Origin of the sequence: Paracoccus jiaweipingae (genome assembly GCF_044335505.1) — a bacterium.
Classification (GTDB): Bacteria; Pseudomonadota; Alphaproteobacteria; order Rhodobacterales; family Rhodobacteraceae; genus Paracoccus.
The window spans coordinates 291744-308594 of sequence record NZ_JBISBS010000003.1 but is presented as its reverse complement, the minus strand read 5'-3'; the positions used below and the strand labels follow the sequence as shown (position 1 = coordinate 308594).

The window sequence follows — 16851 nt, the reverse complement described above, 5'->3', positions numbered from 1 at the left end:
CCGACGCCCCCAAGCCCCGGTTCCTGCCATGACCCAAGCCGATTTCCTGTCCACCCCTTTTCCCGCCCCCCAGGACCTGCCCGATGGCCCGCCCGAAGGCGCGGCGCGGTTTTTCAACCGTGAACTGTCCTGGCTGTCCTTTAACTGGCGGGTCCTGGACGAGGCCCGCAACCCGCGCGTGCCACTGCTGGAACGACTGCGCTTTTTGTCGATCAGCGCCACCAATCTGGACGAATTCTATACCGTTCGTGTGGCCGGTCTGCGCGAACTGGTGCGCGAGGGCAGCGCCACCCCTTCGGATGATGGCAGGACGCCGGCGGAACAGCTGACCCTGATCAACGCCGATGCCCGCCGCCTGATGAGCGCGCAGCAAGCGGTCTGGAACCGCCTGCGGGCCGAGATGGAACAGCAGGACATCACCATCCTGACCCGCGACGATGTGCTGGAGGCCGAGCAGGCCTTTCTGCGCCGGCATTTCCACGAACAGGTGCTGCCGGTGCTGTCGCCGCTGGCCATCGACCCGGCGCATCCCTTCCCCTTCATCCCCAATACCGGCTTTTCACTGGCGCTTGAACTGGCGCGCGCCAGCGACGGCCGGGCGATGAAGGCGCTGCTGCCGATCCCGGCCCAGATTCAGCGCTTTATCGTGCTGCCCGGCGGTCAGCGTTTCCTGCCTCTGGAAGAGCTGTTGCTGATGCATCTGCCGATCCTGTTTCCCGGCTATCGCGAAACCGGGCATTGTGCCTTCCGGGTGCTGCGCGACAGCGATCTGGAGGTCGAGGAAGAGGCCGAGGATCTGGTGCGCGAATTCGAAACCGCGCTGAAACGCCGCCGCCGCGGCAGCGTTATCCGGCTGAAGATCACGGCGGGCGCCCCCGACCAGTTGCGCCGGCTGATCATGCATGAACTGGTGGTTGACCCTGACGAGGTGGTCGAGGTCTCGGGGATGCTGGGGGTTGCTGACCTCAAGGAGCTGGTGCTGGACAGCCGCCGCGACCTGCAATGGCCGGCCTTCACCCCGCGCGTGCCGGAACGGGTGCAGGATTACGACGGCGATATGTTCGCCGCGATCAGCCAGAAGGACATGCTGCTGCACCACCCGTATGAGACATTCGACATGGTGGTGCGGTTTCTGGCACAGGCCGCGCGCGACCCCGATGTGCTGGCCATCAAGCAGACGCTGTATCGCACCAGCAAGGACAGCCCCATCGTCGACGCCCTGTGCGAGGCGGCCGAGGCCGGCAAATCGGTGACCGCGCTGGTCGAACTGAAGGCCCGTTTCGACGAGGCCGCCAATATTCGCCAGTCGCGGCGTCTGGAACGCGCCGGGGCGCATGTCGTCTATGGCTTCGTGAATTACAAAACCCATGCCAAAATCAGCAGCGTGGTCCGGCGCGAGGGCGACCGGCTGGTGACCTATTCGCATTTCGGCACGGGCAATTACCACCCGATCACCGCGCGCATCTATACCGACCTGTCGCTGTTCACCTGCGACCCGGCGCTGGGGCGCGATGCGACGCGGGTGTTCAATTTCCTGTCCGGCTATGTCCAGCCCGAGGGTCTGGAAAACCTGTCCATCTCTCCGGACGGGCTGAAGGACAAGCTGCTGGACATGATCCGGCGCGAGGCCGAACTGGCCCGGCAGGGCCGTCCCGGACATATCTGGGCCAAGATGAACAGCCTGATCGAGCACGAGGTGATCGAGGCGCTGTATGCCGCATCCGCCGCCGGGGTCAGGATCGAGCTGGTGGTGCGTGGCATTTGCGGAATCAGGCCAGGAATCAATGGATTGTCCGAGAATATTCGGGTAAAATCTATCGTCGGCCGGTTTCTGGAACACAGCCGTATCGTGTGTTTTGGTAATGGCCACGCGCTGCCCTCGGGCAAGGCGCGGGTGTTCATCAGTTCCGCCGACTGGATGGGGCGCAACCTGAACCGCCGGGTCGAGACGCTGATCGAATGCCATAACGAAACCGTCAAGGCCCAGATCACCAGCCAGATCATGGCCGCCAATATGGCCGACGAGGCGCAAAGCTGGTTGCTGCAACCCGATGGCCGCTATCTGCGCTATCTGCCGGCGGGTAAGGACGATCTGTTCAATTGTCACCGCTTTTTCATGGAAAACCCCTCATTGTCGGGCCGTGGTTCGGCGGGGGCGGCGGATGTTCCGGCATTGACCCACGCGCCCGATTGACCCATCACTGTCGGGCAGGCCAGTCCTGCCCCGACGCTCACGCCCCATGACGGAGCCGCCATGAACGGAATCCTGACCGCCACCGGCAAGAGTATCGAGCCATTCGGCCGTTCCCTGTTCGAAAGCGCCTCGGCGCGGGCCTTGTCGCGGGTGGGGGTGGTCGATGTCGGATCCAACAGCATCCGCATGGTGGTGTTTGATGGCGCCGCCCGCAGCCCGGCCTATTTCTACAACGAAAAGGTGATGGCGGGGCTTGGCTCGGGGCTGGCCAGCACCGGGCGGCTGAACCCTGAAGGTGCCGAACGCGGGCTGGCGGCGCTGAAACGCTTTGCCGCGCTGGCCGAGGGGATGAATATCAAGCCGCTGACCTGTGTCGCCACCGCCGCCGTCCGCGAGGCCGAGGACGGCCCCGACTGGCGCAAGCGGGTGGAAAAGGAAACCGGGCTGAAGCTGTGGGTGATTGACGGTCAGGAAGAGGCCCGGCTGTCGGCACAGGGCGTGTTGTTGGGCTGGCCAGACGCAAAGGGGCTGGTCTGCGATATCGGCGGCAACTCGATGGAGCTGGCGGTGGTGCAGGGCGGCAAGGTCGGCAAACGTGTTACCAGCCAGTTGGGGCCGTTCCGCCTGCAACAGGTCAAGGGCGGCGAGGCCGGCATCCGCAAGCATATCCGCAAGGTCATGTCCGGTCTGGCCGAACAGATGGGCACCGACCATGACCGCATCTATCTGGTGGGCGGGTCGTGGCGGGCCATCGCGCGGCTGGACATGGAACGGCGCAGCTATCCGATGACGGTGCTGCATGAATACCGCATGGATGCCGAAGCGGTGACGGCGACCACCGACTGGATTGCCGCCAGCGACCTTGCCGAATTGCGCAAGAAAGCCAGCATTTCCGCCACCCGGATGGAGCTGGTCCCGCTGGCCGGGATGGTGCTGCGCCAGTTGATGGACAGTTTCGCGCCGCGTGAACTGGCGGTGTCGTCTTATGGCATCCGCGAAGGGCTGTTGTATGAACAGATGCCCGGCGAATTGCGTCACCGCGACCCGCTGCTTGAGGCGGCGCGCTTTGCCGAACGACAGATGGCGCGGATGCCGGGTTTCGGCAAGAAGCTGTATCATTTTCTGATGCCGCTTTTCCCCGATGCCGGTGCGGCGCGCGACCGGCTGATCCGTGCGGCCTGCCTGTTGCATGACACGACCTGGCGTGCGCATCCCGACTATCGCGCCGAGGCCTGTTTTGACAATGTCACCCGCGCCAATATGGCCGCCCTGTCCCATCCCGAGCGGGTGTTTCTGGGGCTGGCGCTGGTGCATCGCTATAAAAGCAGCCGCGCCTCGGACAGTGTGATGGGCACGATTTTCACCCTGCTGTCGGAAACCCAGCAGCTGGAGGCCGAAATTCTGGGCCGCGCCATGCGGTTTGGGGCCATGTTCGCGATCAAGGACCCGTCCGAGGCCGGGCGGCTGAAACTGAATCGCGATGACGGCCAGTTGGTGCTGCAATTGTCGCGCATCGGCCACAACCTGTTCGGCGAGGTGGCCGACGCCCGCTTTCAGGCGCTGTGCAAGGCCATGGGCCTTGAAGCTGTGGTCAGAACCTGACCCCTCCGGGCCCTGGCTGCCAGCATGTCTGGTCGGGCCGGGGGGCCTGTTGCTGTCCTGCGTTTGACCTGCCATGGCACTGTTCGCCGTGACGCTGGCCGGGCAGGGCGGCGGGCTTGTGAGCTTTGCTGTGAAGGACAGGCTTGTTTGGGTGGTTTTGTTATAATATAACTGCCGCTTCCTTTCCAGCGAAGCGAGACAGCGATGCCAGTTTCCGATACCCGCCTTCCCGTCACGGTGCTTTCCGGCTTTCTGGGGGCCGGCAAGACGACCCTGCTGAACAACGCCCTGAACAACCGCAGCGGCCGCCGTGTGGCGGTGATCGTCAACGATATGTCCGAGGTCAACATCGACGCCGACCTGATCCGGGCCGGCGGTGCCGAGTTGAGCCATGCCGAGGAAAAGCTGGTCGAACTGACCAATGGCTGCATTTGCTGCACCCTGCGTGAGGACCTGCTGACCGAGGTGCGGCGGCTGGCCGATGAGGGGCGCTTTGACTATCTTCTGATCGAATCCACCGGCATTGCCGAACCGCTGCCCGTGGCCGCCAGCTTCGAATTCCGCGATGAAAACGACGACAGCCTGTCCGATATTGCCCGGCTGGACACCATGGTGACCGTCGTCGATGCCGCCAGCCTGCTGAACGATTTTTCCAGCCACGATTTCCTTGAGGATCGCGGGGAAACCGCAGGCGAGGGCGATGACCGCACGCTGGTTAACCTGCTGGTCGACCAGATCGAATTTGCCGATGTCATCGTGCTGAACAAGATCAGCGCCGCCGGTCCCGAAAAGCTGGACGCGGCCCGCAAGATCATTGTCAGCCTGAACCCCGATGCCCGTCTGATCGAGACCGATTACGGTCAGGTCGAGCATAGCGATATTTTCGACACCGGGCTGTTCGATTTCGACCGCGCCCATCTGCACCCGACCTGGGCCAAGGAGCTGTATGGCTTTGCCGACCATGTTCCCGAGACCGAGGAATATGGCGTCAGTTCTTTTGTCTATCGCGCGCGCAAGCCGTTTCATCCGCAGCGCATCCATGCCCTGCTGAATGGCAACCTGCCGGGGGTTATCCGGGCCAAGGGGCATTTCTGGTTGGGCAGCCGCCCGGAATGGGTGGCGGAATACAGCCTTGCCGGGGCGATCAGTGCCGTGGTGCCGCTGGGGCGGTGGTGGGCCTCGGTCCCGCAAAGCCGCTGGCCGGACCACCCCGAGGCGCAAAGCCACATCATGGCGAACTGGCAGGAACCCTATGGCGACCGCCGGCAAGAGCTGGTGTTCATTGGCGCAGGGATGGATCAGGCCGCGATCTGTGCGGCGCTGGATGCGGCACAGCTGACCGAGGCCGAGGAACAGCAGGCCGACAGCCTGCCCGATCCGTTCCCGCAATGGCGCGTCGCAGCCTGAGCCACCCGGCAGCACCGGCCAGACCTGCCGCGTGACACGCGGCAGGCACAGCAGGCTGGCAAGAAGACGCGCGAAACAGGTCAAAACGGGCCTTTTCCATAACAGGCCCTGTCAGGCTGACGCAAAAACCTTGATATTTCGTAAATGCGCGCCCGGAAAATGGCGCGCATTTTTCATATCAGGGTTCATGTCAGGGCGGGGACCAGCGGTTTGGCTGTGCCTAGGCCGCCAAAAGAAAATGGCCAAAGAAAAAGGGCACCCCGCAGGATGCCCTTTCCCGATTGTCGCATCGGCTGCGACGGATCGGCGGATGATTACATCATGCCGCCCATGCCGCCCATACCACCCATGCCGCCCATGTCAGCACCGCCAGCGGCGCCTTTGGGTTCGGGTTTTTCAGCGATCATGGCTTCGGTGGTGATCAGCAGGCTGGCGACCGAGGCCGCGTCTTCCAGCGCGGTGCGGGTCACCTTGGCCGGGTCGATCACGCCGAATTTGAACAGGTCGCCATATTCTTCGGTTTGCGCGTTGAAACCAAAGTTCTTGTCGCCCGATTCACGGATCTTGCCCGCCACGACGGCACCGTCGACACCGGCGTTTTCAGCGATCTGACGCAGCGGCGCTTCCAGCGCGCGGCGGACGATGGCGATCCCGGCGTCCTGATCGGCGTTTTCGCCTTTCAGACCTTCCAGATCCTTGCCGCCCTGAACCAGCGCGACGCCACCGCCGACAACCACGCCTTCCTGAACGGCAGCGCGGGTCGCGTTCAGCGCGTCATCGACGCGGTCTTTACGCTCTTTCACCTCGACTTCGGTCATGCCGCCGACGCGGATCACGGCAACACCGCCGGCCAGTTTGGCCACGCGTTCCTGCAGCTTTTCTTTGTCGTAATCGCTGGTGGTTTCCTCGATCTGCTGACGGATCTGCGCCACGCGGGCCTCGATCTCGGCTTTGTCGCCGGCACCGTCCACGATGGTGGTGTTGTCCTTGTTGATCGAGATTTTCTTGGCCGTCCCCAGCATGTCGATGGTGACGTTTTCCAGCTTCATGCCCAGATCTTCGCTGATGACCTGACCGCCGGTCAGGATGGCGATGTCCTGCAGCATGGCCTTGCGACGGTCACCAAAGCCCGGCGCCTTGACCGCAGCGATTTTGAGGCCGCCGCGCAGTTTGTTGACAACCAGTGTGGCCAGGGCTTCGCCCTCGACATCCTCGGCGATGATCAGCAGCGGCTTGCCCGACTGGATCACGGCTTCCAGCAGCGGCACCATCGGTTGCAGCGAGGACAACTTTTTCTCGTGCAGCAGGATCAGGCCGTCTTCCAGTTCGGCGATCATCTTGTCCGGGTTGGTGACGAAATAGGGCGACAGATAGCCGCGGTCGAACTGCATCCCTTCGACGACTTCGACTTCGGTTTCCATGCCTTTGTTTTCTTCGACGGTGATCACACCCTCGTTGCCGACCTTCTGCATGGCCTCAGCGATCTGCTGACCGATGAAGGCTTCACCATTGGCCGAGATGGTGCCGACCTGCGCCACTTCGGCGGTGTCGTTCACCGGACGGGCGGCGGCTTTGATCGCCGCGACGACCTTGGCGGTGGCCACGTCGATGCCGCGCTTGAGGTCCATCGGGTTCATCCCGGCGGCGACGGCTTTCATGCCTTCGCGAACGATGGCCTGGGCCAGAACGGTGGCGGTGGTGGTGCCGTCACCGGCCTCGTCATTGGTGCGCGAGGCGACTTCGCGGACCATCTGCGCGCCCATGTTTTCGAACTTATCGGCCAGTTCGATTTCCTTGGCAACCGACACACCGTCCTTGGTGATGCGCGGGGCGCCGAAGGATTTCTCGATCACCACGTTGCGGCCCTTCGGACCCAGCGTGACCTTGACGGCGTCGGCCAGGATGTTGACGCCTTTCAGCATCCGGTCGCGGGCGTCGGTGTTAAACTTGACTTCTTTGGCAGCCATGTCAGGCCTCCTGATAACAGATTGAAATTAAAGCGAGGTCATGGGCCCGGCGATCAGCCGATGATACCCATGATGTCGCTTTCTTTCATGATCAGCAGCTCTTCACCGTCCAGGGTGACTTCGGTGCCCGACCATTTGCCGAACAGAACGCGGTCGCCGGCCTTGACGGCGGGCGCGATCAGTTCGCCCGAATCCTTGCGCGCGCCTTCGCCAACGGCGACGACTTCGCCCTCGGCGGGTTTTTCCTTGGCGCTGTCGGGGATGATCAGGCCGCCCTTGGTCTTTTCGTCGGATTCGACGCGACGGACCAGAACGCGGTCATGCAGCGGGGTGAATGCCATTTTGAACACTCCGGTGTTTCAGGTTGCAGTGTCGTTGGCACTCGGGTCGCCCGAGTGCCAGTAACGCCGAGATAGGCAGGCACCGGCGCGCTGTCAACGGGGGCGTGAGGGCGTTTTTCATGCCGCGCGCCAAACCGCCGGTGCTGGCCTTGGCGGCGGGGCTGTGGCATCGTCGTGACACTTAACTGACCGGAAGGGGTTTGTCATGGCCATGGGGGCAAAGCTTTTGACGGCGCTGGCGGTCACGCTGTGCATGGCGGTGCCGCCGGCATCGGCCAGGACCGGCGCCGATGCAGGGGCCGATGCCGGGGTCAGTGGGGCCGCTGCCGGTGCCGCCCCGACAGCGGATGATCGGGCAGGGGGCACGACCGCTTTTTGCCAGGGCCGCGACCTGATCGCGGCGCTGCCAGCGGATCAGCGTGCGGCGCTGGCGGCGGTGGTGCGCGACGTGCCCTATCATCAGGGTCGCTTCTGGCAGGCCGAACGCGACGGCGCGCGCATGACCATCATCGGCACCTATCACTTTCCCGATGCGCGCCACGCCGCCACGCTGGCGCGTTTTGCCCCGGTGCTGGCCGATGCAGACGCGCTGCTGGTCGAGGCCGGTCCCGATGAACAGGCCCGCCTGACCCGCGCGCTGGCCGATGACCCGACGCTGATGATGGACCCGACCGGCCCGACCCTGCCCGAACGTCTGCCCGAACCGGTCTGGGACGACCTTGCCGCCGCCATGCAGGCGCGCGGAATGCCCCCGTTCATGGTGTCGCGGATGCGCCCCTGGTATGTGTCGATGATGCTGGGGATCGCGCCTTGCGCGCTGCGCCAGATCCAGGCCGAGGGGACCGATTCGGGCCTTGATGGCCGACTGGTCGCCGCGGCGCAGGCAGCAGGGGTTCCGATTCGCGCGCTGGAGCCATGGGACACCCTGTTTACCCTGTTTGCCGATCTGACCCCGGATCAGCAGATCGCGATGATGCAGGCGGCGCTGGCCTCGGCGGTCAATGCCGATGATTTCGCCGTCACGCTGGCCGAGGCCTATTTCCGCGGCCAGATCTGGACGATCTGGGAATTTGGCATTCAGGATGCCTATCGCCACAGCGGGCTGGACCGGGCCGAGGTCGATGAACAGGCGGCGCTGGCCAAAGCGCGGATGATGGATGCGCGCAATGCCGACTGGATCGAACCGCTGGAACAGGCGGCGCTGGCGGCAGCGGGGCGTGACAAGGGTGTGGTCGCGGCGTTTGGGGCGCTGCATCTGCCGGGCGAGGCGGGCGTGCTGAACCTGCTGGCCGCGCGGGGCTGGCGCATTACCGCGCTGGATGCGGACAGGCCATGACCACGGCAGGGCGGTGATGAGGCATGGCGCGTGGCTGCGGCGGTCGGGGCGGCGGCATATCCGCTTTCTGATCGCTTTTGGCACCGGGCTGCTGGCCGCGCTGCTGGTGCCGCAGGGCGGTCTGGCGCTGCGGCTGCTGATCGGGTCGGACCTGTTCTTTGCCACCTTTCTGGCCGCGATTGCGCTGCATATCCCGCATGTCACCAGCGATACCCTGCGCTATAGCCCGGACGAGGACGAAGGCATCAGCCTGATCGTCGCGCTGGCGCTGGCCGCCATCGGCACCAGCCTGTTTGCCATTTTGCGCATCACCAGCGACCCTGTGCCCGGCGCGGTGCTGACGCCGGCGCTGGCGCTGGTCTCGGTGCCGCTGGGATGGGCGGTGCTGCACACGGTGCTGGCCTTTCATTACGCCGGGCTGTGGTATGGGCGCGACGACAGCACCGCCTGTGCGCCGCTGGATTTCGGCCCCGCGACCGCCCGTCCGGGGATCTGGGACTTTCTGTATTACAGCTTTACCATCGGCATGACCGCGCAGACGGCGGATGTGGATCTGCGCAGCACCCGGATGCGGCGGGCGACATTGTTGCACGCGATCGTGTCGTTTTTCTATAACACCGTCATTCTGGCGCTGGCGGTGAATGTCGCCGCCGGGCCTGGCGGCTGATGGACTTTCCGGCGCGTCGCCGCTAGAAGCCGGTCAGACCAGTCTGACCACACTGCCCAAAGAGGAATGCCCGATGATTCAGGTTTTTGGCCACAAATCCCCCGACACCGACTCGACCGGCTCGCCCATCATCTGGGCTTGGTATCTGACCGAAATCCGCAAGCAACCGGCGCGTCCGGTGCTGCTGGGTGAACCCAATACCGAAGCCAACTGGATGCTGTCGCACTGGGGTCTGGACAAGCCCGAGATCATCAGCGACGTGGCCGCCGGCGACAAGGTCGTCATCGTCGACACCAACAACCCCGGCGAGCTGCCCCCCAGCGTCAACGATGCCGAGATTCTGGAAATCATCGACCACCACATGCTGGCCGGTGGCCTGAAAACCCGCAGCCCGATCAACATTACCGTTCGTCCGGTGGCCTGCACGGCGACCATCATGCATGACCTGATCGGTGATGACCTGTCGCGTGCGCCGCGCGAAATCAAAGGGCTGATGCTGACCTGCATCCTGTCGGACACGCTGGAATTCCGCAGCCCCACCACCACCCCGCATGACCGCGCCGTGGCGGAAAAGCTGGCGGCGGATATGGGCGTCTCGATCCCCGCTTATGCGGCCGAGATGTTCGCCGCGAAATCCGATGTCTCGGCCTTCTCGGAAGAGGCGCTGCTGCGCATGGACAGCAAGGAATACGAACTGGGTGGCAAGAAGCTGCGGGTTTCGGTGCTGGAAACCACCGCGCCGCAGATCGTGCTGGCGCGCAAGGATGCGCTGATGGCGGCGATGCCCAAGGTCGCGGGCGACGATGGCGCCGACGAGGTGCTGCTGTTCATCGTCGACATCCTGAACGAACAGGCCACGCTGCTGGTGCCGAACCCGTGGATCGGTGAGGTGGCGGAAAAAAGCTTTGGCGTCACCGTGTCCGGCGACACCGTGGTTCTGCCGGGGATCGTCAGCCGCAAAAAGCAGATCATCCCGAATCTGGCGGTCTGATCCGCCCATGGCTTGCCCCGTCACGGCTGTCGTGGCGGGGTGACGAAAGGCGCGGCCTGCGCGCCGCGCCCTGCTGTTTCCGCCCCGCGACGCCCGACCCGGTTTCCGGCGCCCGACCCCCGACCCCATTGCCTGAGGCTCCCCATGACGCAGATTATCCAGAACCTGTCCCGGATTGCGGCGCAATATGACTTGCTGTTTTGCGATCTGTGGGGCTGTCTGCATAATGGCCGCGAGGCCTATCCCGCCGCTGTGGCGGCCTTGCAGGCGTTCCGCGCCGGGGGCGGGCAGGTGGTGCTGCTGACCAACGCCCCGCGCCCGGCCAGCTTTGTCATTGCGCAACTTGACCGCATGGGGGTGCCCCGCGATGCCTGGGATCTGGTGGTCAGTTCCGGCGATGCCGCGCAGGATGCCATGTTCGCGGGTGTCGTGGGCCGCAACGTCTGGCATCTGGGACCGTCCAAGGATGACGGCTTTTTCACCGAAATCCCCGCCGAATGGCAGGGCCGCGCCGATGTCGCGCGCGTTGCCTTCGATCAGGCCGATGGCATCGTCTGCACCGGCCCCTTCGACGAAGATACCGAAACCCCCGAGGATTACCGCGCCCGGCTGATGCTGGCGCGGGAACGCGGGCTGAAAATGCTGTGCGCAAACCCCGATATCGTGGTCGATCTGGGGGACCGCCGGATCTATTGCGCCGGGGCGATTGCCGCGCTGTATCAGGAAATCGGCGGCGAGGCGCTGTATTTCGGCAAGCCGCATCCGCCGATTTATGACTTAGCGCGGCGCAAGCTGAACGCCCGGCCCGATGCGCGTTATCTGGCGGTGGGCGACGGCATTATCACCGATATTCCCGGCGCCGCAGGCGAGGGGATTGATTCGCTGTTCATCACCGGCGGTCTGGCCGCCGAGGCGATGGGCCATGACGTCGAAAACCCCAATCCCGACCGTCTGGCCGAATTTCTGGCCATGCATCAGGAAAACCCGACCTGGACCATGGGCCGCCTGCGCTGAGGCCGGGCGGCAACCACCGCAAAGCCGTGCGCAATTTTCTGACGCGAACGCGTCGTTTTCAGTTCTTTTCTTGCCAGGTGCCTTTTTTGCTGCTATGCAGCATGTCAAAGGCCATCAGGGGGCACGAATGATGCTGGACAATTTTCCGCGCGGCACGATCTGGTTGGAAGATCTGGAAATCGGCATGGTCCGGCATGTCACAAAAGAGGTGACGGACCGCGATATTGAAATGTTCGCGGAGGTCTCGACCGACCGCAACCCGGTCCATCTGGACGAGGACTACGCCCGCGACACCATGTTCGAGGGGCGCATCGCCCATGGGATGCTGACCGCCGGGCTGATCAGCGCGGTGATCGGGGAACAACTGCCCGGTCACGGCACCATCTATCTGGGTCAGACGCTGAAATTCATGGCCCCCGTCCGCCCCGGAGAGGTCGTCCGCGCCGAGGTGCGCGTCGAGATGATCGACCTGTCCAGGCGCCGCGTAACCCTTGCAACACGCTGTCTTGTGGGCGATACGGTCGTCCTGAAAGGCGAGGCGGTCGTGCTGGCCCCAAGCCGCAAGCTGGACTGACAAGCTGGACTGACAGGGGCACGGCCCCCAAGGGGGGCGTTGCCTTGCATATCCACACCGACTGGACCGGACTGCCCGCCAGCGCCCGTGGCGCCAGCGTTGCCATGGGCAATTTCGACGGCGTGCATCTGGGGCACCGCTCGGTGATTGACGCGGCGCGCGCGGCGGCGGATGCGCCGCTGGGGGTGGTGACCTTTGAACCGCATCCGCGCCAGTTCTTTGCCCCCGATGCCCCGCCTTTCCGGCTGATGAATGCCGAGGCCCGCGCCAACCGGCTGGCCCGTCTGGGGGTGGGTCACCTGTATGAACTGCCCTTTGGCCCGGTGCTGGCCGGGCTGACCCCGGATGATTTTGCCCGTCAGGTGCTGGTAGACGGGCTTGGTGTCGTCCATGTCACCGTCGGTGGCGATTTCCTGTTCGGCAAGGGCCGCGCGGGCAATGCGCAGACGCTGGCCGATCTGGGGCGCCAGATGGGGTTTGGCGTCACCATCGCGCCGCTGATGCAGCAGGGCCAGACGCGGGTGTCCTCGACCGCGATCCGGCAGGCGCTGTCCGACGGCACCCCGCGCGAGGCCGAGCGGATGCTGGGTCACTGGCACCGGATCGAGGGCGCGGTGCTGCATGGCGCCAAACGTGGCCGCGATCTGGGTTATCCGACCGCGAATATGGCGCTGGACGGGCTGCATCTGCCGCGGCTGGGGGTGTATGCGGTGCTGGTCGATGTGCTGACCGGGCCGGATGCGGGGGGCTATCAGGGCGTGGCCAGCCTTGGGGTGCGGCCCATGTTCGGGGAAAACACCCCCAATCTGGAAACCCACCTGTTCGGTTTCAGCGGCGATCTGTATGGCCAGCACCTGTCGGTGGCGCTGGTCGATTTCCTGCGCCCGGAATTGCGCTTTGACGGCGTCGATGCGCTGATCGCGCAGATGGACCGCGACAGCGCGCAGGCCCGTGCCATTCTGTCGGGGCTGTGATGCGGCCCCGGTTCTGGGAATTGCCACTGGCCGATCTGACCCGCCCCGAATGGGAGGCGTTATGCGACGGCTGCGGCAAATGCTGTCTGAACAAGCTGGAATACGAAGACACGGGCGAGCTGGAATTCACCCGCATTGCCTGTCGCTTGCTGGACGGGACCAGCTGTCAGTGCATGTCTTACCCCGACCGGCACCGCTATGTCCCCGAATGCGTGGTGCTGACGCCGGAAAAGCTGGCCGAGATCCGGTATTGGCTGCCGCGCAGCTGTGCCTATCGCCTGCGGGCCGAGGGTAAGCCGCTGTTCGGCTGGCACCACCTGATCAGCGGCGATCGCGATGCCATCCACCGGGCCGGGGCCTCGGTTCAGGGCTGGACGATCAGTGAACTGACCGTCCCGGAGGCCGACTGGCAGGATTACGCGATCGAGGATCTGTCCTGAAGCAATTGAAATCGCGTTGAAAAGGTCTTGATATGAATTTCGCCTCTGACAATTGCGCCGGCGTTCACCCCGATATTATGGCGGCGCTGCTGGCGGCCAATGACGGGCATGTGGCCTCTTACGGGCATGACCGGCTGACGGCGCAGGCCCATGACCGGCTGCGCGACCTGTTCGAGGCCCCGCAGGCGCAGGTGTTTCTGGTCGCCTCGGGGACGGGGGCGAACGGGCTGGCGATATCGTCGCTGTGCCCGCCTTGGGGGCGGATCTTCTGCCACGACACCGCCCATATCGAGACCAGCGAATCCGGCGGTCCGCAATGGATGGCGGGGGGCGCACAGATGACGCTGCTGCCCGGCCCGCATGGCCGCATCCTGCCTGAAACGCTGGCACAGGCGCTGGTCGGGCATCCCCAGCAGGACGAACATGACGGCGTGAATGCTGTGCTGTCGCTGACCAATGCGACGGAATGGGGCACGGTTTACGACCCCGCGCGCCTGACCGCGCTGACCGCGCTGGCGCATCAGGCGGGGCTGTCGGTGCATCTGGACGGGGCGCGTTTTGCCAATGCGGTTGTCGCGACCGGCGCCAGCCCGGCCGATCTGACATGGCGGGCGGGCGTGGATGCCGTCAGCTTTGGCGCGACCAAGAATGGCTGCATGGCGCTTGAGGCGGTGATCTTTTTCAACCCCGATCAGGCCCGCGATTTTCGCTTTCGGCGGATGCGGGCGGGGCATTTGTGGTCCAAGCACCGGTTTCTGGCCGCACAGATGCTGGCCTATCTGAATGACGGGCTGTGGCTGCGGCTGGCCGGGCAGGCCAATCAGATGGCCGCCGGTCTGGCGCGGGGGCTGGTGCGTGCGGGCCATGCGCCGCTGGCCCCGGTGCAGGCGAACGAGGTCTTTGTGACCCTGCCGCGCCCGCTGATCGCGCGTTTGCGCGGTGCCGGGCTGCGGGCCGCCGACTGGCCGCAACCGGGCGATGATGCGGGGCAGGGGACGCTGCGGCTGGTCAGTTCCTGGGCAACGACCGAGGCCGAGGTTCAGGCCTTTCTGGACGCGCTGTGATCCAGCGTCCCGCGCAACAATTGCAGGGCATGGGCAACCGTGGCGGCGCGTACCCTGTCGCGGCCAATGGCGCCGAACTCGACCGTTTCGGTGTGCAGCCCCGCCGCTGAGGCCAGCCCGAAACAGACCCTGCCTTCGGGTTTATGCCCTGACCCGCCCGGCCCGGCGATGCCGGTGACCGACACCGCCAGCGCCGCGCCGGATCGGTCGCGCGCGCCCTGCGCCATTTCGGCGGCGACCTGTTCGCTGACCGCGCCAAAGGCGGTCAGGGTGGCGGCGCGCACGTCCAGCATGTCCTGCTTGGCGGCGTTGGAATAGGTGACAAAGCCGCGATCGACCACGTCAGACGACCCGGCCACGGCGGTCAGCGCCGCCGCGATCAACCCCCCGGTGCAGCTTTCGGCAGTGGCGATGGTGACGCCCTGCTGCCGTGCCCGCGCCAGCACATCCCGCGCGAGGCCCGAGGGCGGCAGGATGAAATCGCCCGTGCTCATGCCATCACCACCAGATGCGCGAAAGCGGCGGCGGCAAGCGTGGCGATCCCGGCAAACAGCCCCGCCCACAGATCGTCGATCATCACCCCATCGGCGTCACCGCGCCGGTCGGCCGCGCCCACCAGCCACGGCTTCCAGATGTCGAACAGGCGGAAAAACACGAATGCCGCGACCCAGCCCGGATAGGGAAACTGCGTCACCCCCAGCCCGGCCATCCAGAACCCGGCGGCGGGGAAGCACAGCGCCAGCCACTGGCCCGCGACCTCGTCAATCACGATCTCGCTGCGGTCCTTGTCGGTCATCGCAGCGGTATAGCGCCGCACCGCCCAAAACCCCGCCAGCGTCACCGCCAGCGTTGCCGCGGCCAACAGCCAGACATGCCCCAGCCGGTAAAGCCCCAGCGCCAGCAGCACCGCTGCCGCGCTGCCCCATGTGCCGGATGCGGGCTTCAGCCAGCCAATCCCGAACCACGTCGCCAAAAGCCGGTCCATCACGCCCCCCCGATCAGGGTGGCGGTGGCCAGCGCGGCGATGCCTTCCTCGCGCCCGGTAAAGCCAAGCCGCTCGGATGTGGTGGCCTTGACGCTGATCCGGCCGATATCGGTGCCGATGATCTGCGCCAGCCGCGCGGCCATGGCCTGTGCATGGGGACCGATCTTGGGCTGTTCGCAGATCAGGGTGACATCGGCATTGCCAAGCGCAAAGCCCTTGTCGCGGGCCATCTGCGCGGCATGGGCCAGAAACACCGCGCTGTCCGCGCCCTTCCATTGCGGGTCGGATGGCGGGAAATGCCGCCCGATATCGCCCGCCGCCAGCGCGCCATAAATCGCATCGGTCAGCGCGTGCATCCCGACATCGGCATCGGAATGCCCGGCCAGCCCGCGCGAATGTGCCACCCGCACCCCGCACAGCATGACGTGATCGCCATCCCCGAAGGCATGAACATCGAAACCGTTTCCAAGGCGAATATCCATCGCGCCCTCCTTTGCGGCCAATAACCGTCCGGCCCGCGCCAGATCGCCGGGCCAGGTGATTTTCAGATTATCCTCGCAGCCGGGGGTGATGGCCACCGCCAGTCCGCTGCGATGGGCCAGTTCCACATCATCGGCGGCCCCTGTGGGATGGGCGCGATGCGCAGCCAGAATATCGGCCAGCGCAAAGCCCTGCGGGGTCTGCGCCCGAAACAGCCCGTCGCGCGCCGCAAACCCGGTGACCACCCCATCCGCCCCGCGCCACAGCGCATCGCTGACCGCCAGCCCCGGCGCCGCTGCCCGCGCGCCGCCGCGCAGGGCCGACACGACACCCGCGATCACGGCGGCCGGGACCAGCGGCCGCGCCCCGTCATGGATCAGCACATGGCGCAAACCGGCGTTTTCCAGCGCCTCCAGCCCGGCGCGCACGCTGTCGGACCGGGTCTCGCCGCCAGCCACCAGCACGACGCCACCGCCAAACAGCGCCGCCGCCTGCGCCAGATCGGCGGCAGGCACGACGACGACGACCCGGCCAAAGCCCGCGAATGCCGCGACCGAACGCGCCAACACCGGCTGACCGGCCAGCAACTGCCACTGCTTGGCAACCCCGCCACCGGCCCGCAGACCTTTGCCCGCGGCGGTGACGATCACGCCGATATCGGAATAATCCTGTGTCATACGCCCCTGCTAACCCAAGCCGCGCAGCATGGCCAGCCCACGGCTTTACCCCGCTTCGCGCCTGTCACAAATACCTTGCGGGGGTGAGGCGCGCCCCGCGCCGAGGGGGCCGCACAGGCCCCCTTTGGCCCACCCGCC

At 65.4% G+C, this 16851-nt stretch carries 16 protein-coding genes; 11 read left to right on the top strand and 5 right to left on the bottom strand.

Features of this window, described 5'->3' with window-relative positions; genetic code table 11:
* Positions 1–28 precede the first annotated feature (28 nt).
* The 3 genes from ACFXP9_RS07710 to ACFXP9_RS07700 all read left to right on the top strand — a co-directional run bounded on the left by ACFXP9_RS07710 (position 29) and on the right by ACFXP9_RS07700 (position 5203).
* Positions 29–2194 carry an RNA degradosome polyphosphate kinase gene (locus ACFXP9_RS07710; RefSeq protein ID WP_397206858.1) on the top strand — a complete coding sequence of 722 codons (2166 nt, stop codon included), beginning with the start codon at positions 29–31 and terminating at the stop codon, positions 2192–2194.
* A 60-nt stretch (positions 2195–2254) separates the two neighbouring features.
* Positions 2255–3796: a Ppx/GppA family phosphatase gene (locus tag ACFXP9_RS07705; protein WP_397206860.1), complete on the top strand. Its 1542-nt coding sequence runs from the start codon at positions 2255–2257 to the stop codon at positions 3794–3796.
* A 204-nt stretch (positions 3797–4000) separates the two neighbouring features.
* On the top strand, positions 4001–5203 hold the full coding sequence (locus ACFXP9_RS07700) for a GTP-binding protein (protein WP_397206862.1): 1203 nt from the start codon (positions 4001–4003) through the stop codon (positions 5201–5203).
* 314 nt (positions 5204–5517) lie between these two features.
* Here ACFXP9_RS07700 and groL read toward each other — a convergent pair whose 3' ends face one another.
* Both groL and ACFXP9_RS07690 read right to left on the bottom strand, forming a co-directional pair.
* On the bottom strand, positions 5518–7170 hold the full coding sequence (groL, locus tag ACFXP9_RS07695; protein ID WP_397206864.1) for a chaperonin GroEL: 1653 nt from the start codon (positions 7168–7170) through the stop codon (positions 5518–5520).
* A 53-nt stretch (positions 7171–7223) separates the two neighbouring features.
* On the bottom strand, positions 7224–7511 hold the full coding sequence (locus ACFXP9_RS07690) for a co-chaperone GroES (RefSeq protein WP_397206866.1): 288 nt from the start codon (positions 7509–7511) through the stop codon (positions 7224–7226).
* 205 nt (positions 7512–7716) lie between these two features.
* On the opposite strand from ACFXP9_RS07690, the gene ACFXP9_RS07685 reads away from it, so the two are divergent.
* From ACFXP9_RS07685 to ACFXP9_RS07650, 8 genes are all read left to right on the top strand, one after another.
* Positions 7717–8847, top strand: coding sequence for a TraB/GumN family protein (locus ACFXP9_RS07685; RefSeq protein ID WP_397206868.1), 1131 nt, complete (start codon positions 7717–7719; stop codon positions 8845–8847).
* Positions 8848–8863: 16 nt separating this feature from the next.
* A complete protein-coding gene (locus ACFXP9_RS07680; RefSeq protein WP_397206870.1) occupies positions 8864–9514 on the top strand; it encodes a DUF1345 domain-containing protein in 651 nt (216 codons plus the stop codon).
* Between the two features lie 73 nt (positions 9515–9587).
* Positions 9588–10505 carry a manganese-dependent inorganic pyrophosphatase gene (locus ACFXP9_RS07675; protein WP_397206872.1) on the top strand — a complete coding sequence of 306 codons (918 nt, stop codon included), beginning with the start codon at positions 9588–9590 and terminating at the stop codon, positions 10503–10505.
* A gap of 144 nt (positions 10506–10649) precedes the next feature.
* Positions 10650–11519, top strand: a complete 870-nt coding sequence (locus ACFXP9_RS07670) for a TIGR01459 family HAD-type hydrolase (RefSeq protein WP_397206874.1) — start codon at positions 10650–10652, stop codon at positions 11517–11519.
* A gap of 130 nt (positions 11520–11649) precedes the next feature.
* Positions 11650–12093: a MaoC family dehydratase gene (locus ACFXP9_RS07665; RefSeq protein WP_397207429.1), complete on the top strand. Its 444-nt coding sequence runs from the start codon at positions 11650–11652 to the stop codon at positions 12091–12093.
* A gap of 44 nt (positions 12094–12137) precedes the next feature.
* Positions 12138–13067, top strand: coding sequence for a bifunctional riboflavin kinase/FAD synthetase (locus ACFXP9_RS07660; RefSeq protein WP_397206876.1), 930 nt, complete (start codon positions 12138–12140; stop codon positions 13065–13067).
* Positions 13067–13507: a YcgN family cysteine cluster protein gene (locus ACFXP9_RS07655; protein ID WP_397206878.1), complete on the top strand. Its 441-nt coding sequence runs from the start codon at positions 13067–13069 to the stop codon at positions 13505–13507. The genes ACFXP9_RS07660 and ACFXP9_RS07655 overlap by 1 nt, the downstream gene beginning before the upstream one ends.
* Positions 13508–13539: 32 nt before the next feature.
* Positions 13540–14571 (top strand): threonine aldolase family protein, encoded by a 1032-nt coding sequence (locus ACFXP9_RS07650; RefSeq protein WP_397206880.1) that lies wholly within the window; start codon positions 13540–13542, stop codon positions 14569–14571.
* Here ACFXP9_RS07650 and ACFXP9_RS07645 read toward each other — a convergent pair.
* The 3 genes from ACFXP9_RS07645 to ispF are packed head-to-tail and all read right to left on the bottom strand — an operon-like array spanning position 14547 to position 16713.
* On the bottom strand, positions 14547–15065 hold the full coding sequence (locus ACFXP9_RS07645) for a CinA family protein (protein ID WP_397206882.1): 519 nt from the start codon (positions 15063–15065) through the stop codon (positions 14547–14549). The genes ACFXP9_RS07650 and ACFXP9_RS07645 overlap by 25 nt on opposite strands.
* Positions 15062–15556, bottom strand: a complete 495-nt coding sequence (locus tag ACFXP9_RS07640) for a phosphatidylglycerophosphatase A family protein (protein WP_397206884.1) — start codon at positions 15554–15556, stop codon at positions 15062–15064. The genes ACFXP9_RS07645 and ACFXP9_RS07640 overlap by 4 nt, the downstream gene beginning before the upstream one ends.
* Positions 15556–16713 carry a 2-C-methyl-D-erythritol 2,4-cyclodiphosphate synthase gene (ispF, locus tag ACFXP9_RS07635; protein WP_397206886.1) on the bottom strand — a complete coding sequence of 386 codons (1158 nt, stop codon included), beginning with the start codon at positions 16711–16713 and terminating at the stop codon, positions 15556–15558. The genes ACFXP9_RS07640 and ispF overlap by 1 nt, the downstream gene beginning before the upstream one ends.
* Positions 16714–16851: the final 138 nt, after the last annotated feature.